This is a genomic window from Streptomyces sp. NPDC043896, assembly GCF_056435605.1.
Map to the genome: position 1 here is coordinate 30,267 of NZ_JBWKEE010000035.1, position 16,872 is coordinate 47,138.

At 73.6% G+C, this 16,872-nt stretch carries 15 protein-coding genes and 1 pseudogene; 10 read left to right on the forward strand and 6 right to left on the reverse strand.

Annotated elements, in window-relative coordinates; genetic code table 11:
* Positions 1-7: 7 nt before the first annotated feature.
* Both AC069X_RS34690 and AC069X_RS34695 read left to right on the forward strand, forming a co-directional pair.
* Positions 8-733 carry a futalosine hydrolase gene (locus AC069X_RS34690; RefSeq protein ID WP_478735082.1) on the forward strand — a complete coding sequence of 242 codons (726 nt, stop codon included), beginning with the start codon at positions 8-10 and terminating at the stop codon, positions 731-733.
* Positions 720-1,571, forward strand: a complete 852-nt coding sequence (locus AC069X_RS34695) for a 1,4-dihydroxy-6-naphthoate synthase (protein WP_478735084.1) — start codon at positions 720-722, stop codon at positions 1,569-1,571. The genes AC069X_RS34690 and AC069X_RS34695 overlap by 14 nt, the downstream gene beginning before the upstream one ends.
* Positions 1,572-1,642: 71 nt before the next feature.
* On the opposite strand, the gene AC069X_RS34700 is transcribed toward AC069X_RS34695, so the two are convergent.
* Positions 1,643-2,026, reverse strand: coding sequence for a cold-shock protein (locus AC069X_RS34700; RefSeq protein WP_037924790.1), 384 nt, complete (start codon positions 2,024-2,026; stop codon positions 1,643-1,645).
* A 177-nt stretch (positions 2,027-2,203) separates the two neighbouring features.
* Between AC069X_RS34700 and AC069X_RS34705 the strand changes: the two genes are divergently transcribed.
* Positions 2,204-2,458 carry a hypothetical protein gene (locus AC069X_RS34705; RefSeq protein ID WP_478735086.1) on the forward strand — a complete coding sequence of 85 codons (255 nt, stop codon included), beginning with the start codon at positions 2,204-2,206 and terminating at the stop codon, positions 2,456-2,458.
* Positions 2,459-2,539: 81 nt separating this feature from the next.
* On the opposite strand, the gene AC069X_RS34710 is transcribed toward AC069X_RS34705, so the two are convergent.
* Positions 2,540-3,175, reverse strand: a complete 636-nt coding sequence (locus tag AC069X_RS34710; RefSeq protein WP_478735087.1) for an HAD family hydrolase — start codon at positions 3,173-3,175, stop codon at positions 2,540-2,542.
* 962 nt (positions 3,176-4,137) lie between these two features.
* Between AC069X_RS34710 and AC069X_RS34715 the strand changes: the two are divergent.
* The 3 genes and pseudogenes from AC069X_RS34715 to AC069X_RS34725 form a co-directional block, all read left to right on the forward strand.
* A pseudogene (locus AC069X_RS34715) lies at positions 4,138-4,365 on the forward strand (DUF6879 family protein); the annotation flags it as partial.
* Positions 4,362-5,192 carry a helix-turn-helix domain-containing protein gene (locus AC069X_RS34720; protein WP_478735089.1) on the forward strand — a complete coding sequence of 277 codons (831 nt, stop codon included), beginning with the start codon at positions 4,362-4,364 and terminating at the stop codon, positions 5,190-5,192. The pseudogene AC069X_RS34715 and the gene AC069X_RS34720, both read left to right, overlap by 4 nt.
* Positions 5,193-5,494: 302 nt before the next feature.
* The gene (locus AC069X_RS34725; protein ID WP_478735091.1) at positions 5,495-5,752 is read left to right on the forward strand and encodes a hypothetical protein; all 258 of its coding nucleotides are present in this window, start codon (positions 5,495-5,497) and stop codon (positions 5,750-5,752) included.
* A gap of 506 nt (positions 5,753-6,258) precedes the next feature.
* Here the strand turns inward: AC069X_RS34725 and AC069X_RS34730 are convergent.
* Positions 6,259-7,224 (reverse strand): hypothetical protein, encoded by a 966-nt coding sequence (locus tag AC069X_RS34730; protein ID WP_478735093.1) that lies wholly within the window; start codon positions 7,222-7,224, stop codon positions 6,259-6,261.
* A 63-nt stretch (positions 7,225-7,287) separates the two neighbouring features.
* Between AC069X_RS34730 and AC069X_RS34735 the strand changes: the two genes are divergently transcribed.
* Both AC069X_RS34735 and AC069X_RS34740 read left to right on the forward strand, forming a co-directional pair.
* Positions 7,288-9,768, forward strand: coding sequence for a helicase C-terminal domain-containing protein (locus AC069X_RS34735; protein WP_478735095.1), 2,481 nt, complete (start codon positions 7,288-7,290; stop codon positions 9,766-9,768).
* Positions 9,769-10,107: 339 nt separating this feature from the next.
* Positions 10,108-10,674 carry a DUF4291 domain-containing protein gene (locus tag AC069X_RS34740; RefSeq protein WP_478735141.1) on the forward strand — a complete coding sequence of 189 codons (567 nt, stop codon included), beginning with the start codon at positions 10,108-10,110 and terminating at the stop codon, positions 10,672-10,674.
* On the opposite strand, the gene AC069X_RS34745 is transcribed toward AC069X_RS34740, so the two are convergent.
* On the reverse strand, positions 10,659-11,126 hold the full coding sequence (locus AC069X_RS34745) for a GNAT family N-acetyltransferase (protein ID WP_478735097.1): 468 nt from the start codon (positions 11,124-11,126) through the stop codon (positions 10,659-10,661). The two genes, AC069X_RS34740 and AC069X_RS34745, sit on opposite strands and share 16 nt — an antisense overlap.
* A 150-nt stretch (positions 11,127-11,276) precedes the next feature.
* Here AC069X_RS34745 and AC069X_RS34750 point away from each other — a divergent pair, with 150 nt between their 5' ends.
* Positions 11,277-12,920, forward strand: a complete 1,644-nt coding sequence (locus AC069X_RS34750) for a DNA repair helicase XPB (RefSeq protein WP_478735099.1) — start codon at positions 11,277-11,279, stop codon at positions 12,918-12,920.
* Here the strand turns inward: AC069X_RS34750 and AC069X_RS34755 are convergent.
* Both AC069X_RS34755 and AC069X_RS34760 read right to left on the reverse strand, forming a co-directional pair.
* Positions 12,886-13,749 (reverse strand): glycosyltransferase family 87 protein, encoded by an 864-nt coding sequence (locus AC069X_RS34755; RefSeq protein WP_478735101.1) that lies wholly within the window; start codon positions 13,747-13,749, stop codon positions 12,886-12,888. The two genes, AC069X_RS34750 and AC069X_RS34755, sit on opposite strands and share 35 nt — an antisense overlap.
* Positions 13,750-14,279: 530 nt before the next feature.
* On the reverse strand, positions 14,280-14,465 hold the full coding sequence (locus tag AC069X_RS34760) for a hypothetical protein (protein WP_478735103.1): 186 nt from the start codon (positions 14,463-14,465) through the stop codon (positions 14,280-14,282).
* Between the two features lie 306 nt (positions 14,466-14,771).
* Between AC069X_RS34760 and AC069X_RS34765 the strand changes: the two genes are divergently transcribed.
* Positions 14,772-16,865: a HelD family protein gene (locus AC069X_RS34765; protein WP_478735105.1), complete on the forward strand. Its 2,094-nt coding sequence runs from the start codon at positions 14,772-14,774 to the stop codon at positions 16,863-16,865.
* Positions 16,866-16,872 lie beyond the last annotated feature (7 nt).

Here is a 16,872-nt window from a genome sequence, read left to right on the forward strand (position 1 = left end):
CAGCGGCGTGCGCGCGCTGATCGTGACGGCGGTGGCCGCGGAGGCAGACTCCGTGGCCGCCGGTCTCACCCCTCATCCGGATCCGGTCACGCCCGAGCCGCGCCACCTTCCCGGCAGGTACCCCCTCACCCGCCGGGACCTGCCCGGTCTCGCCGCCGACGTCCTCGTCGGCGGTGTCGGCCCGGCCGCCGCCGCGGCCGCCACGGCCACCGCGCTCGCGCTGGCCGACTACTCCCTCGTCATCTCCGCCGGCATCGGCGGCGGGTTCGCGCCCGCCGCCCCGCTCGGCTCGCTGGTGGTCGCCGACGCGCTCGTCGCCGCCGACCTGGGGGCCGAGACCCCCGAGGGGTTCCTGCCGGTGCAGGAGCTCGGCTTCGGCCGCAGCGTGCACCTGCCGCCCGCCGAGCTCGCCGCACGCGCCGCCGAGGCCACCGGGGCGCTGCTCGCGCCCGTCCTGACCGTGTCCACCGTCACCGGCAGTGCCTCCCGTGCCGCCGAGCTCGCCGCCCGGCATCCGCTGGCCGGGGCCGAGGCGATGGAGGGCTTCGGGGTGGCGGAGGCCGCCGCCGCGCACGGACTGCCGGTCCTGGAGGTCCGCGCCGTGTCCAACGCCGTCGGGCCGCGCGACCGGGCCGCCTGGCGCATCGGGGACGCGCTCGCCGCCCTGACCGCGGGGTTCCGCGCGCTGGGACCCGTACTCGTCACCTGGGGAGAACGCCATGAGCACCGCTGAACCGCTCGCCATCGCCTACTCGCCCTGCCCGAACGACACCTTCGTCTTCGACGCGTGGGCGCACGGCCGCGTCCCCGGCGCGCCCGCCCTCGACGTGACCTTCGCCGACATCGACATCACCAACGGCATGGCCGAGCGCGGCGAGCTGGACGTGCTGAAGGTGTCGTACGCCGTCCTGCCGTGGGTGCTGGAGGAGTACGCGCTGCTGCCCTGCGGCGGGGCCCTGGGGCGCGGCTGCGGGCCGCTCGTGCTGACGCGCGAGCCCGGCGTGGACCTTTCCGCCGGCACGGTCGCGGTGCCGAGCGAACGCTCCACCGCCTACCTGCTCTTCCGGCTGTGGGCGGCGGACGTCCTCCCGGACGGCGTCGGCAAGGTCGTCGTGCTGCCGTTCCACGAGATCATGCCGGCCGTGCGTGACGGCCGGGTGGACGCCGGACTGGTCATCCACGAGGCCCGGTTCACGTACCAGGACTACGGGCTGCACCGCCTCGCCGACATGGGCGAGCACTGGGAGTCCACCACCGGGCTGCCGATCCCGCTCGGGGCGATCATCGCCAAACGCTCGCTGGGCGAGGAGACGCTGCGCGCGCTGGCCGAGTCGGCCCGTACGTCGGTGCGGATGGCGTGGGACGACCCGGAGGCCTCGCGGCCGTACGTACGCGCCCACGCGCAGGAACTGGACCCGGCGGTCGCCGACCAGCACATCGGGCTGTACGTCAACGAGTTCACGGCGGACCTCGGCGACGCCGGGTACGCGGCCGTCCGCGGGCTGCTGACCAGGGCCGCGGCCGAGGGGCTCGTTCCGGCCATCCCCGCGGACGCCCTGCGCTTCCCGTGACGCGTACGACGTGACGGTGCCCCGCCGCTCGGAGCGAGCGGCGGGGCACCGGTACGCGCGTCGTGCGCTGCTCAGACGTCGAGCTGGTCGGCCACCGCGCGCAGCAGACCGGCGATCTTCGTGCCGTGCGCCTTGTCGGGGTAACGGCCCCGCTCCAGCATCGGCGTGATGTTTTCGAGCAGGGTCGTCAGGTCCTGCACGATCGAGGCGAGCTCGTCGGGCTTGCGGCGCTGGGCGGCCGCGACGGAGGGCGCCGGATCCAGCACCGTCACCGAAAGTGCCTGGTCACCGCGCTGCCCCGCGACGACTCCGAATTCCACCCGCTGCCCGGGCTTGAGGGCGTCGACCCCGGCCGGGAGCACCGACGAGTGCACGAAGACGTCTCCGCCGTCGTCACGGGAGAGAAAGCCGAAGCCCTTCTCGCTGTTGAACCACTTGACCTTGCCGGTAGGCACGTCCGTCCTCTGTCCTTGTGCTCGTCGGGTCCGGTTCGCCGTGGTGAACGGCTCCGGATAGCAGTACAGCGGGTCCTCCGACCCGCCTCCTCCAGGCTAATGGTCCAGAAACCGCTGGCAAGACGTTCCCCGGTCCTTCGCGCTCCACCGCTTCGGCCAGGGAACTACCCTGGTGGGGTGACTGTTACTCCTCATCCCGACGAAGCACGGGCCGGCGACGGCCTGGTCAAGGCCGGCGGCATCGTGTTCGTGGTGGGCGCCGTGGCGACCCTGGCGACCATGGCCCCGCTGTTCCTGGGCACCGACCCGTTCCCGTCCTACGCGTGGGCCGTGTGCATGCTGATGGGCGTCGGCTTCGCCATCTCGGCGGCGGGCGTGCTGCGCTCGGCGGCCGCACAGCGCCGGGCGGCCCGGGAGTCCCAGGCCGCCTGACGCCTTCCGCGTTTCGCCTTGGCCTTCCGCCGTGGCCTTTCGCCTTCGCCCTGGCCTTCCGCCGGGCGCGGGCGCGGGCGCTCAGGCCGCGCGGGCCCGCTCGTACTCCGCGAGCCACTGCGGCAGCTCCGTGAGGTCGTTCAGCACCACGTCCGCGCCGGCCTCACGCAGCTCCGTCTCCGAACACGGCCCCGTCGGCACCACCACCGACAGCGAACCGGCGGTGCGGGCGCCGCGCACGTCGCCGACGTGGTCGCCGACGTAGACCTGCGCCCCGTACTCGCGCAGCGCCTTCGCCTTGGCCTCGGCCCAGAGCCAGCCGATGACGGCGTCGGGCTCTATCCCGAGGTGCTCCAGGTGGTGCCGGGCGTTGGGCTCGTTCTTCGCCGTCACGACGATGGCCCGCCCGCCGAGGGCCTGGACGGCCTTGACCGCCTCGCGGGCTCCGGGCATGGCGGGCGTCGGCAGGATGGCGTGGTCGACGTACATCTCCCGGTAGAGGTCCCGCATCGCCGGGATCTCCTCCTCGGGGAACCAGTAGGCGAGCTCCTCTTCCAGCGGCGGCCCGAGGCGCGTGATGGCCTCGTCGGCGTTGATGTACGCCCCGGTCTTGGCGGAAAGCGCCTGGTAGGCGGCTTTGATGCCGGGCCGGGAGTCGATGAGCGTCATGTCGAGGTCGAAGCCGACGGTGAGCTGTGGGGGGATGTGGGAGGTCATAGCGCCATTGTGCCGAGGCTCCAGCGAGGTGCGGGAACGTAAGCGGAGGTTGGCTTATCGGATGCCGGTATTTGGCGAAATGTCAGCTCTGTGACGGTTTCCCATTACACCCCCTTTACGCGCGGCTGGGGTGCCCATGGGGGTGGGGCGGGGTACGGGGCCCGCCCGGCGGGGGCGCTGTCTCCCCCGCGAGGGGGTGGGGGCGGGGGCGGGGTGCGGTGGGCGGTAGCCCCTTGGCCCGTCTCAGGGAGGGGCTGGGGGTTTCCCGTCAGTCCCATCGTCCTTCCGTGTCGTGCCGGTCCCTCAAGGGCGCTCCTTCGTCGCGTCGCTGCGCGATGGCCTTCGGCCACCCTTGACCGACCGGCCCGCCCCGGAAAGCCGAAAGACTGCCGGGAAACCCCCAAAAGAACGGTCACGGGGCAGAAGAGGGAGGGACGGGCCTGTCATGGACGAGACGAGGGACCGGGGGCCGGCCCGCCGGGCATCCGGGCCCCCAGGAGCCGAGATCCGGGACCACAGGTGCTCTACCTGCACGGAAGGACGACAGGACCGTCCTGCGGACCATCCAGACGCAACAAATCGCTACGCGCTCCTCATTGCTTGGCGTCCGGCGACCGTCCGGGGCTGATACCCGCAGCAGAGGACGAACAGAGCAGCGCAGGAAGCGGTCAGGCGCGACGGATCGCTACGCGCTTCTGTCTGTCGGCGGCCGACCGCCGCTCAGAGATCTGCATGCGACAGCCGTAGGCCCGGGGCGCCTTTATGCGAAGACGTGCATAGTCCCGTTCGCGCATGGACGGGTGCAGAGGTCCCCCGTACGGTCATGGACACCAGGTCCACTCAGGGCCTGTCACGGAGGAGGCTCCTCATGGCACATGAGGAACTGACCAGGCTCACCGGCAACGGCAATGGGGGAACTTGCGGGCAGGGCGACTGTCCGAATGTCTACAGGACGACATCCCGCCGGAGAAGACATCCGCATTCTCGATGTGACCCATCGCCCGAACCCGCTGCCCGGCGTGCAGGACTTCTGGATGTTCGACCGCTCCACAGTCGTGCTCATGCACTACGAGGCCGACGGCAGGCAGATCGGCCGCGAGCTGTACGCAGGCGACCCCGCGCCGTTCGTCGAGTACCAGCGGATCGCCGTAGAGGCGTCCGTTCCATTCCTGGAGTACATCGGTAGGTGACGGTCGAACCCGAAGAACTGGACCAGTCAGGCGAAGAACTGGCGGCTCTGTTGAAGGCCGTCCGCAAGCGGGCCGGCCTCGCGGGGGCTCGGGTCGCTGCCCGCTGCAACATGTCCCAGTCCAAGATCAGTCGCATCGAGAACGGCAAGGTACGCCCGTCCCTGGTGGACGTGGAACAACTCCTCCGCGCCTGCGACGCACCCTCGACGCTGGTCACTCAGGTCATGACCCTGGCACGGCGGGCGAACACGGAGTGGCAGGGCGCCCGTGGGATGCGTCGCAAAGGCCTCGACAAGAAACAGCTGGAGCTCGCCGGCCTTGAAGCGTCGTCAGCAGAGTTCCGCTTCTTCCTGCTGTCGATGATCACAGGGCTCCTCTCGACGCCCGAGTACATCCGCGCAAGCCTCGCTCACGTTCCTGGCGATCACGCAAAGACGATCGCCAGGAAACTCGAACGGCAACAGGTGCTGTACGACCGGTCGAAGCGGTTCACGTTCATCCTCACGGAGCAAGCCGTCCGTTGGCCTCTCGTCGGTCCCGACGCGCTCGCCGTGCAGATCGACCACTTGGCCTCGCTCACGCATCTGCCGAGCGTCAGGCTTGGGGTCATCCCCATAACGGTGCCGACGGGGCCCGCACCGTTGAACACCTTCACGGTCTACGACGACCGCATGGCCACGGTCGAACTGTCCTCCGGGGTGATGGTCTTTCGGGATCCCCGCGACGTGATGGGGCATCTGCACGAGTTTTCGCGCTTGGAGGAGCGGGCCGTCTTCGGGGAAGGCGCACGAGCCTTCCTCAGCGGGTGCGCAGCCGCCCTCAGGTGATCTTTAGTCCAAGACGCGCATGATCCGTCTGCGCCGCTGACCAGCGGTGAAGGATGACGCACCGAACGTCAGACAACGACGAAGGGGTGCACCATGGCGCGGGCCAAGGCGCTTGCCACGGACAACGACCCTCACAAGTGGGAGTACGTCACTTACGCCCCGCCGGGGAGCAGGTGTGCCGCCTGCCTTCGCCAGGTGGAGCCGCTGGAAGCCGTGCGTCGCGGAGCCATCGAGGAGGCCTCTGGCAGTTCCGTAGTCGTCTACCGGCACCTCAACAGGTGCAGCCGCACGGGAGGCAGTCGATGACTGAGCAGTACGAGTACGTCCCCCACCGCCTGCTCCGCCGTCGCGTGCGCGACACCGCCTCTGGCGTGGAAGGCGAGCTGATGGCGGTGATCAACGAGAACGTCTCGAACTCCGTCGCCTACGAGCGCTGGATGGAACTGGCCTACATCCGCAACGCCTCGGGGCGCGAGTTCACGACCGCCGTCGCCAACGTCGAACCCGCCCCAGCCCAGCCCCAGACGGCGGCCGGCCGCCGAGATCGGAGAAGCGCGTAGCGATCTGTCGCGCCTGACCGCTTCCTGCGCTGCTCTGGTCGTCCTCTGCTGCATGTATCAGCCCCGGACGGTCGCCGGACGCCATCCGAGAGGAGCGCGTAGCGATCTGCTGCGCCTGGGTGGTCCCCAGGTCGCTCTGATCGACCTTTCCTGCGGGTAGCCGCGCCCCCGGCTCCGGATCCTGACCTCTGGGGCCCGGATGCCCGGCCGGCCAAGGCCCGGTCCCTCGTCTCGTCCATGACAGGCCCGTCCCTCCTCCTCTCCCCCGTGACCGTTCTTCTGGGGGTTTCCCGGCAGTCTTTCGGCTTTCCGGGGCGGGCCGGTCGGTCAAGGGTCGCCGAAGGCGATCACGAAGTGACGCGACCGAAGGGAGCGCCCTTGACGGACCGGCACGACACGGAACGACGATGGGACTGACGGGAAACCCCCAGCACCTCCCCGACCCGGCCCAAGGGGCTACCGCCCCCCACACCCCCGCCCGGCAGGCGAGGGGGCGCGAAGGCGCCCTACCGTCGCCGGGAGCGCCACAGGAGGTACGCCGCCGTGATGGCGGCCGCCGTGCGGGCCAGGGTGGGCCAGAGGGGCTGGAAGGTCTGGCCCACCTGGTCGGAGGCCAGGGGGTCGCCCCAGCGGCCCGTGGTGCGGCCCCAGAGCCAGAGCATGGCCAGGGTGAACACGGCTGCGGGCAGGCCGAGGAGGACCCACTTGCGCTCGCGGGGGCCGAGTACGCGGGAGGCGTACGCCACCAGGGCTCCGGCGCCGAGCAGCAGCCAGTACCCGGTGAGGGCTCCCGCCAGGAGCAGCGCCGCCGCCAGCAGGAGGAACGCGTGGGGGCGGGGCCTGGGTTCCCCCTCCGGCGCGGCGGCCTTCTTCTGCTCGCGCCGTTCGCGCCGGTCGCGCAGGAACCGTACGAAGCCGCCCGCCCCTGCGGGAGGGGTCCCGGCCGGTTCGGGCTTCTTCTGCTCCTCCCCCGCCTCCTCCTCCCGCTCGCGGAAGAGCTCCGGGAACTCGATGCCGCCCGCGAATCCCTCCACCTGCGGCCCCCGCCCGGAGGCGCCCGGGGACAGGCTCCACCAGTCGGGTTCGGCTCCGGCGGTCGCCCCGAGTTCGTCGAGACCGGCCAGGTGCGGCGGGACGTTCCCCGGCACGTCCCGCGGGGCGTCCCGCGGGACGCTCGGGGTGCTGCCCCGCTGCGCCGGCACCCCCGCCGGCACCCCCAGCCCTGCGGGCGGGGTGGACGCGCGGGCCGCGCCCACGGTGTCGAGGACCTCCTCCGGCGTGCCGATCCGCTCCAGGATGCCGCGTACGGCGGCCGGAGTGTCGGGCTCGTACTTGGCGCGCCGGCGGTCGATCTCGTCCCGCAGCCCCGAGACCAGCCGCATCCGGTCCGCGGACGACAGCTGCCGCCGCTGCGCCAAGTCCCCGACGCGGCTCAGGTATTCGTAGACCAGATGGTCGCTCTCGATCGCCACGCCCCCGACGGTAGCGCGTGCGTCCGTGGAGCGGCCGACGGCGCAGCGGATACCGTTGGCCGGATGGGGACCGGACGGCGGTCCGGCCGGCGTGACCAGGAGGCGACCAACGTGCCCGAGGCTAGTACCGCTGCGGCGAACGCCCCGCGCTCCCTCGCCGAGGCGCTCCGCGCCCGCGACGACGTGGCGCTCGCCGCCCTGCTGCACGCCCGCCCCGACCTGCTGAACCCGGTGCCCGGCGACGTCACCCAGCTGGCCACGCGCGCCGGCACCCGGGCCTCGGTGGTGCGCGCCCTGGACCGGCTGGACCGGTTCGCGCTCCAGACGGCCGAGGCCCTCGCGGTGGCCCCGGACCCGTGCCCGTACCCGGTGCTGGAGGCGCTGCTGACCGGTTCCGGCGGTGAGGACGAAGCGGCCCGTGACGCCCTCCCCCGGGCCCTGGGGACCCTGCGCGACCAGGCTCTGGTGTGGGGGGACGACGACCGGCTGCGGCTGGTGCGCACCGCGCGGGAGCTGCTCGCCCCGTCGGCGCAGCGGCCCTCCCCGACGGGGCTGGGGCCGACCGTGGCGGAGGCGACGGCGGGGATGTCGCCGACCCGGGTGCAGGAGATCGTGGCGGCGGCCGGGCTGCCGGCGACGCACGATCCGGTGTCGGCGGTGGCGGCGCTGACGGCGCTGTTCACCGACCCGGAGCGGATGTCGGCGCTGCTGGACGGGGCTCCGGCGGAGGCGCACCAGGTGCTGGGGCGGCTCGTGTGGGGGCCGCCGTACGGGGAGGTGACGCCGGATCCGACGCCGCCGGTGCGCTGGCTGCGCGACCGGGGGCTGCTGCTGCCGGCTTCGGCGCGGACGGTCGTACTGCCGAGGGAGGTGGCGCTGCACCTGCGGGGCGGGCTCGCGCACCGGCTGACGGCGCCGGTCGCGCCGGTGGTGGGTGTGCACCGGGAGCACCGTCCACAGCTTGTGGACGCGAACGCGGCGGGCCAGGCACTGGCGGCGCCGGCCACCGTCGAGGAGCTGGTGAAGTCCTGGGAGCACGCGGGGCCGCTGGTGCTGCGGGCGGGCGGGCTGGCCGTGCGGGACCTGAAGCGGACGGCGGCGGCGCTGGACACCACGGAGGACGCGGCGGCGTTCTGGATGGAGCTGGCGTTCGCGGCGGGGTTGCTGGCCAGTGACGGGGAGGCCGACGAGCGGTACGCGCCGACGCCCGCGTTCGACGAGTGGCGGGAGCTGCCGCCCGCCGAGCGGTGGACGGCGCTGGCGGCGGCGTGGCTGCCGGCCACCCGTACGGCGGGGCTGGTCGGGGAGCAGGACGCCAAGGGGCGCACCCTGTCGGCGCTCGGCCCGGACCTGGACCGTTCGGCGGCGCCCGAGGTGCGCCGCCGGGTCCTGGAGCTGGTCGGGGAGCTGCCGGAGGGCGGGGCGCCCGATCCGGAGGCGGTGCTGGAGCGGCTCGCGTGGGAGCGGCCGGCGCGCGGGACGAGCGTCCTGCGGGCCCGGCTGGCGCGGTGGGCGCTGCACGAGGCCGAGGTGCTGGGTGTCACGGGGCGGGGTGCGCTCAGCTCGTTCGGGCGGGCCTTGCTGGAGCACCGGGATCCGGCGGTGCTGCTGGCGCCGCTGCTGCCGGAGCCGGTGGACCACGTGCTGTTGCAGGCGGACCTGACGGCGGTGGCGCCGGGTCCGCTGCTGCGGCCGCTGGGGGAGTTCCTGGCGGTGCTGGCGGACGTGGAGTCCAAGGGCGGGGCGACGGTGTACCGGTTCACTCCGGGTTCGGTGCGGCGGGCCCTGGATTCGGGGCAGACGGCTTCCGACCTGCACGCGTTCCTGGCCGAGCACAGCCGTACGCCGGTTCCGCAGCCGCTCGCGTACCTGATCGACGACGTGGCGCGGCGGCACGGGCACCTGCGGGTCGGGGCGGCGTCCTCGTACGTGCGGTGCGACGACGACGCGATGCTGGGCGAGATCCTGGCCGACCGGCGGTCGGCGGCGCTGGGTCTGCGGCGGCTCGCGCCGACGGTGGTGGCGGCGCAGGCGGATCCGGCGGCGTTGCTGGAGGGGCTGCGGGCGATGGGGTACGCGCCGGCGGCGGAGTCCCGTACCGGCGACGTGGTGGTGGCGCGGGCGGACGCGCACCGCACCCCGGCGCGTTCGGCGCCGGTGCCGGTGCCGGACGGGCCGCCGGTGCCGGACGCGACGCTGCTGGGCGCGGCGGTACGGGCGATCCGTGCGGGCGATCTGGCGGCGACGGCCGTGCGCAAGGAGCCGGCGTCGGCCTCGGCGTCGGAGTCCTCGGGTGCTCCGGGGGAGCTGCCGCGTACGAGCGCGGCGGAGACCCTGGCGACGGTGCAGGCGGCGGCGCTGACCGGGTCGGCGGTGTGGATCGGGTACGTGAACGCGGAGGGGGCGGCGAGCCAGCGGGTCATCGCCCCGGTGCGGGTGGAGGGCGGCTTCGTCACGGGCTACGACCACACGGCGGACGAGGTGCGCACGTACGCCCTGCACCGCATCACGGGGGTGGCGGAGCTGGCGGAGGACCAGGTCTAGTGCTGTGACCGGAAAGGGTTGTGGGCCTTTCCGGTCACAGCACCAGGGACCCGGCCGGGCGGAAAACCGCTGGTCGGCGGCTGCGGGACCGGGCACGCTGGCGCCATGTCCGAAGCGATCCCGCACCCGACGCCCGAACCCGCACCCGCACCCTGCCCCGGAACCCGCCCCGAACCCGCACGCGCACCCGCGCCCGCACCCGCACCCGGCACCAGAGCCCGCACCGGAGCCGGAGCCCGGCGCGGAACCGGAGCCCGGCGCGGAACCGGAGCCCGCACCGGAGCCGGCGCCGACCCCGCGTCCGCATCCGCGTCCGCGTCCTCGGTCCCCCGGCACCAGATCCGCGCCGCCCACACCGCCGCCACCGTCACCGTCTACCAGGCCTACGCCCCGCGCCTGGGCGTGCCCGCGGCCCGCGACGGGCGTTTCCCGCCCGCGTGGAAGCGGGAGCGGATGACGTGGATCAAGCCGTCGTTCCTGTGGATGATGTACCGCTGCGGCTGGGCCACGAAGGCCGACCAGGAGACCGTCCTGGCGGTGGAGATCAGCCGCGAGGGCTTCGACCGGGCGCTCGCGCAGGCGTGCCTGTCGCACTACGTGCCCGGTGTCCACGTGGACCGCGAGGCGTGGAAGGCCGCCCTGGCCGGCTCCCCCGCCCGGGTGCAGTGGGACCCGGAGCGGGACCTCCACCTGAACCCGCTGCCCCACCGCTCGCTCCAGCTGGGCCTGTCGGGTCCGGCGTCACGGGCGTACGCCGACGAGTGGACGGTGTCGATCCGCGACGTCACCCCGCTGGCCCGGGAGATCCACGCCCTGGTCCGCGCGGGCGACACCGCTGCCGCCCGCGCGCTGCTCCCGGCCGAGACCCCGTACCCGGCGGGCCCGCTGCCTCACCTGGGCGCGTAGTCGACCAGCCCGGCGCCGAAGGGCCACACCTCGCGCAGCCAGGCGCTCACGGCCCCGTGCACGACGGCGTCGAGGTGCGCCCGGTCCTCGCGCACCCAGGAGCTGACCTGCACCCGCCCGGGCTGCTCCTTCGCCGGGTAGACGTACAGGCAGCCGATGACCTCCGCGTCCCCTTCGAGGACGCTGTACGTGAAACCGCGCCGCTCGGCGAAGTCCCGCGCGTGCCGCTCCAGGTCGGCGAGGTTGGCCTCGGCGGACATGCCCGCCTCCGGCGGCCAGCTGCGGCCCGTGAAGCCGGGCGTGGCCCGGATGTGCGCGATGCTCCCGCTCCAGGCGGCGAGGTCGCGCGCGTTGTGCCCGGCGCCGAGCGGTTCGAGCCGGAAGCCGTCACCGGAGAGCGTGCGCGGTACGTCGAAGTCGTCGGGTACGAAGGGCTGCTGATCCTCACTCATGCCCGGACCGTACGCCGCGCCGCCGGGCGGCGTCAGCGCCTTTTCCCCGGCCCGGCCGGGCAGGACACCCCCGCCCGCGGCGGGATGCGGCAGACTGGAGGTTTGGCCGCCCGCGCCCGGGCGGCCGCACCCCCGCCGGAAAGGGACAGCGTGAACGGGCCCCTCATCGTCCAAAGCGACAAGACGCTCCTCCTCGAGGTCGACCACGAGCTCGCCGGCGCCGCCCGCCGGGCCATCGCCCCCTTCGCCGAGCTGGAGCGGGCTCCCGAGCACATCCACACCTACCGGATCACCCCGCTCGGCCTGTGGAACGCCCGGGCCGCCGGGCACGACGCCGAGCAGGTCGTCGACGCGCTCGTGGAGTACTCCCGCTATCCGGTCCCGCACGCGCTGCTGGTCGACGTCGCGGAGACGATGGCCCGCTACGGGCGGCTCACCCTGTCCAAGCACCCGGTGCACGGGCTGGTGCTGACCAGCACCGACCGGCCCGTGCTGGAGGAGATCCTGCGCTCGAAGCGGATCACGCCGCTGGTCGGGGCGCGGCTCGACGCGGACACCGTGGCCGTGCACCCGTCGGAGCGCGGGCAGATCAAGCAGACGCTGCTGAAGCTGGGCTGGCCGGCCGAGGACCTCGCCGGGTACGTGGACGGCGAGGCGCACCCGATCGAGCTGGAGGAGAACGGCTGGGCGCTGCGCCCGTACCAGGCGCAGGCCGTCGAGGGCTTCTGGCACGGCGGCTCGGGCGTGGTCGTGCTGCCGTGCGGCGCGGGCAAGACGCTGGTGGGCGCCGGGGCGATGGCCAAGGCGAAGGCGACGACGCTGATCCTGGTCACGAACACGGTCTCGGCGCGGCAGTGGAAGCACGAGCTGGTGCGGCGCACGTCGCTGACGGAGGAGGAGATCGGCGAGTACTCGGGTACGCGCAAGGAGATCCGGCCGGTCACGATCGCCACGTACCAGGTGCTGACGACGAAGCGGAAGGGTGTCTACCCGCACCTGGAGCTGTTCGACTCCCGGGACTGGGGGCTGATCCTGTACGACGAGGTGCACCTGCTGCCGGCGCCGGTGTTCAAGTTCACCGCCGACCTCCAGGCCCGCCGGCGGCTCGGGCTGACGGCCACTCTGGTGCGCGAGGACGGGCGCGAGTCGGACGTGTTCTCCCTCATCGGGCCGAAGCGGTTCGACGCTCCGTGGAAGGAGATCGAGGCGCAGGGCTACATCGCGCCGGCCGACTGCGTCGAGGTCCGTGTGAACCTGACCGAGTCCGAGCGGCTCGCGTACGCGACGGCCGAGACCGAGGAGAAGTACCGCTTCTGCGCGACGACGGCGACGAAGCGGAAGGTCACGGAGGCGCTGGTGCGCAAGCACCGGGGCGAGCAGACGCTGGTGATCGGGCAGTACATCGACCAGCTCGACGAGCTGGGCGAGCACCTGGACGCGCCCGTCATCAAGGGCGAGACCTCGAACGCGCAGCGGGAGAAGCTCTTCAACGCCTTCCGCGAGGGCGAGATCAACGTGCTGGTCGTGTCGAAGGTCGCGAACTTCTCGATCGACCTGCCGGAGGCCACCGTCGCCATCCAGGTGTCCGGGACGTTCGGCTCCCGGCAGGAGGAGGCGCAGCGCCTGGGCCGCGTACTGCGGCCGAAGGCGGACGGGCACGAGGCGCGGTTCTACTCGGTCGTGGCGCGCGACACGATCGACCAGGACTTCGCCGCGCACCGCCAGCGCTTCCTGGCGGAGCAGGGGTACGCCTACCGGATCATGGACGCGGACGAGCTCCTGGCGAGCGACTGACGCCGCCTGCGGCGGGCGGTCGCGGGGCCGGGATCCCGCGCCCGGGCGGACGGTGGCCGGGGCGGCCGTGACCGGGGCGGCCGTGACCGGGGTGGCGGGTGCGGCGGCGGTGGACCGCGCCCGTCAGGGCGGTGAGGAGCGGTACGGCCCACACCCACAGCTGCGGCCACTCCCGCAGCAGGGTCCGGCCGCCCGCCGGGAGGTGGTGGGCCCAGAAGTCGGCGGAGGCCTCCGGGAGCACCAGCAGCCCGAGCAGGGCGGTGCCGGTGAACCCGGCGAGGGCGGTCAGGGCGGCCCGGACCCGCCAGGTCACCAGCAGGTACGGGACGAAGAGCGCGGGAGTCAGGGTGATCCCGGCGGCGACGCCGAGGGCGAAGCCCTGGCCGAGGGCCGCGCGGGGCCGGCCGAGGTCCCAGACGGCGAGGCAGGCGAGCGCCAGGTTGATCTGGCCGGGCAGCGGGCTCTGGAACAGCGGCTCCAGCCAGAGTCCGGCGATGGTGGCGGCGAGTACGGGCCCCCGCCGGGCCCGTACTCCGGCGAGCCGGCAGGAGAGCAGGACCAGCAGGGCGAGCAGGCCGGCGTTGCCGAGGACGAGGACGGCCTTGAGCACACCCGCCGGCAGCCAGGCGGCGGGCGTGAAGAGGATCGCGGCGAACGGCGGATAGGCGGCCGGCGGATGCCAATCGGCGGCGGAGAAGCCGCTGAGGAAGGCGTCGGCCGTCGGAATGCGCAGGGCGATGCACAGGACGCCCAGCGCGAGCAGCGAGCCCGTGACCAGCACGCCTGCGACCGGCGGGGACGAAGAAGCGGAATGGGGACTGCGGGTCACGCGCGTGACCCTAGTGGATCAACGCCGGCCCCCCGCCAAGTTCAGGCCAAGGCCTGCGGGAACGGAGTCGCCCGAAGCCGCGCCTGGCCTCTCGGCGGCGCCCGAGCGGACGGGCGGCGGATCGGACGGCGGGCGGCCGGGCGGCCACACGGACGGCCGGAGCACGGCCAACGGCATGGCCGAAGGAATGGCCGGGGACACGGCCACACGGACGGCCCGGGGACACGGCCAACGGAACGCCCGGGGCACGGCCGGGGCAGGCCACACGGACGGCCCAGCGAACGGCCGGGGACACAGCCAACGGAACGGCCGGGGGCAGGGCCACGCAAGCGGCCCGGGGATACGGCCGGGGACACGGCCAACGGAACGGCCGGGGCACGACCACACAGGCGGCCCGGGGACACAGCCAGCGGGACGGCCGGAGTCACGGCCACGCAGGCGGCCCGGGGACACGGCCAACGGAACGCCCGGGGCACGGCCACGCAGGCGGCCCGGGGGCACGGCCACGCAGGCGGCCGTGAGCGGGGCCGTCAGCGGCGTATGACGCCCGCGTCCTCGGCGTACTCGCCCAGGACGACCACGCTCACGGCGGCGGTGGCGAAGACCTTCGCGGCGCGCAGGACATCGCCGACGCGGTGGCGGGGACGGTAGTCGGAGGTGGCGGTCGCGCCGCTGGGGCGCCCGCCCTGGACCGGGTTGAGGGTTGCGGTGCTCATGTATCCATGGTGCGTCCCCGTCCCTTCCCGCACATCGCCCTCGGGACGGAATCCGCAGGCCTCCCGCGTCCTCCTCCCGGCCCATGGGATCCCCTAGTGGCTCTGCCCAAGGTCTGACACTCCCGGGTATGACACCCGTTCGGAGGTCCCGCCCCCTCAGGACTTCCGGCCCCGAAACCCGTTCGCGCCGCACCGCCCCGCTGATTACAATCTCCGCTCTTGCCGCCTCCCGCCGTCCATCGGGGAGTGCCGCCTTCCGGCCGGAAACCGGGGGCTTTCCGTACCGCACCAGCTGGAGGCTCCTCCGTGTCCGCGCACGCCCCCGACCCCACCGCCGACACCACCGACACCACCGACACCACCGGCCCGCTCGGCCGCGAGCGGGCCCACCTGGCCGCCTCGCGCTCCGCCCTGCGCGCCATGCGCGAGGACGTCGAGGCCCTCGACATCCGCGACGTCACCGCGAACTGGGTGAACGCCATCGTCCTCCAGGCACAGATCGACGACCGCATCAAGGCCCTCGCGGACCTCGCCCACACCCCGCTCTTCTTCGGCCGCCTCGACTACCTGCACGCCCCGGGCGCGGAGCTCGCCGAAGGTGCCGGGGGCGAGCAGTTCTACATCGGCCGCCGCCACGTCCACGACGCCGAGGGCGACCCGATGGTGATCGACTGGCGCGCGCCGGTCTCCCAGCCCTTCTACCGGGCCTCCAAGGCCGATCCCCAGGACGTGGCGCTGCGCCGCCGCTTCGGCTACACCGGCGGCGAGCTGACCGCGTACGAGGACGAGCACCTCTCCGACCCGGGCGAGGCGGCGGCCGTCAGCAGGCTGCTCCAGCAGGAGATCGAACGGCCCCGCGTGGGCCCGATGCGCGACATCGTGGCGACGATCCAGCCCGAGCAGGACGAGATCGTCCGCTCCGGCCTGTCCGGCTCGGTCTGCGTGCAGGGCGGCCCGGGCACCGGGAAGACGGCCGTCGGCCTGCACCGGGTCGCGTACCTCCTGTACGCGCACCGCGAGCGGCTGGCCCGGACGGGCACGCTGGTCATCGGGCCGAACCGTTCCTTCCTGCACTACATCGAGCAGGTCCTGCCGGCGCTGGGCGAGCTGGAGGTCAAGCAGGCCACGGTGGACGACCTCGTCGCCCGCGAGGGCCTGGAGGTGCGCGGCACCGACGCCGCCGCGACGGCGGTGGTCAAGGGCGACGCCCGCATGGCGGAGGTCCTGCGGCGCGCGGTCCGCTCGCACGTCACCCCGCCCGCCGAGCCCCTGATGGTGGTGCGCGGCTCGCGCCGGTGGCGGGTGCCGGCGTACGAGCTGGAGGAGATCGTCGCCGAGCTGATGGCCCGCGACATCCGCTACGGCGCCGCCCGCGACGCGCTGCCGCGGCGGATCGCGCACGCGGTGCTCGTCCGCATGGAGCAGGCGGGCGAGGCGCCGGACGACCGGGTGCAGGACGCGGTGGCCCGCAACGCGGCGGTGAAGGCGGCGGTGAAGGCCGTCTGGCCGCTGGTCGAGCCGGCGAAGCTGGTGCTGCGGCTGCTGTCGGACGCGGAGTTCCTGGCGGTGCACGCCGACGGGGTCCTCACGGACGAGGAACAGAAGCTGCTGCTGTGGACGAAGCCTTTCCGGAGCGTGAGGTCGGCGAAGTGGTCGGCGGCGGACCTGGTGCTGATCGACGAGGCGGCGGACCTGGTGGAGCGGACGCCCTCGCTCGGCCACGTCGTCCTCGACGAGGCGCAGGACCTGTCCCCGATGCAGTACCGGGCGGTGGGGCGGCGCTGTACGACGGGCTCGGCGACGGTCCTCGGAGACCTCGCGCAGGGCACCACCCCGTGGGCGACGCGCAGCTGGGACGAGGCGCTGGCGCACCTGGGGAAGCCGGAAGCGGTGGTGGAGGAGCTGACGGCGGGCTTCCGCGTGCCGCGCGAGGTGATCGCGTACGCGTCGCGGCTGCTGCCGGCGATCTCGCCGGGGCTGGCGCCGGTGTCGTCGGTGCGTGAGGCGCCGGGGTCGCTGACGGTGACCCCGTCGACGGTGGACGGCCTGACGGCGGACGTGATCGCCGCGTGCCGGGCGTCGCTCGCGCACGAGGGCTCGATCGGGCTGATCGCGGCGGACGCGCGGATCCCGGTCCTGGCGGAGGCGCTGGCGGAGGCGGGGCTGGCGTACCTGTCGCCCGGCGAGGAGACGACGGCGGAGTCGCGGCTGACCCTCGTCCCGGCGTCGCTGGCGAAGGGTCTGGAGTACGACTACGTGGTCCTGGACGAGCCGGCGGCGATCGTGGACGGCGAGCCGGACGAGCGGACGGGGCTGCGGCGGCTGTACGTGTGCCTCACCCGAGCGGTGTCGGGCCTCACGGCGCTGCATGCCGCGGCCCTGCCGGCGGCGCTGGCCTGACCCCCTG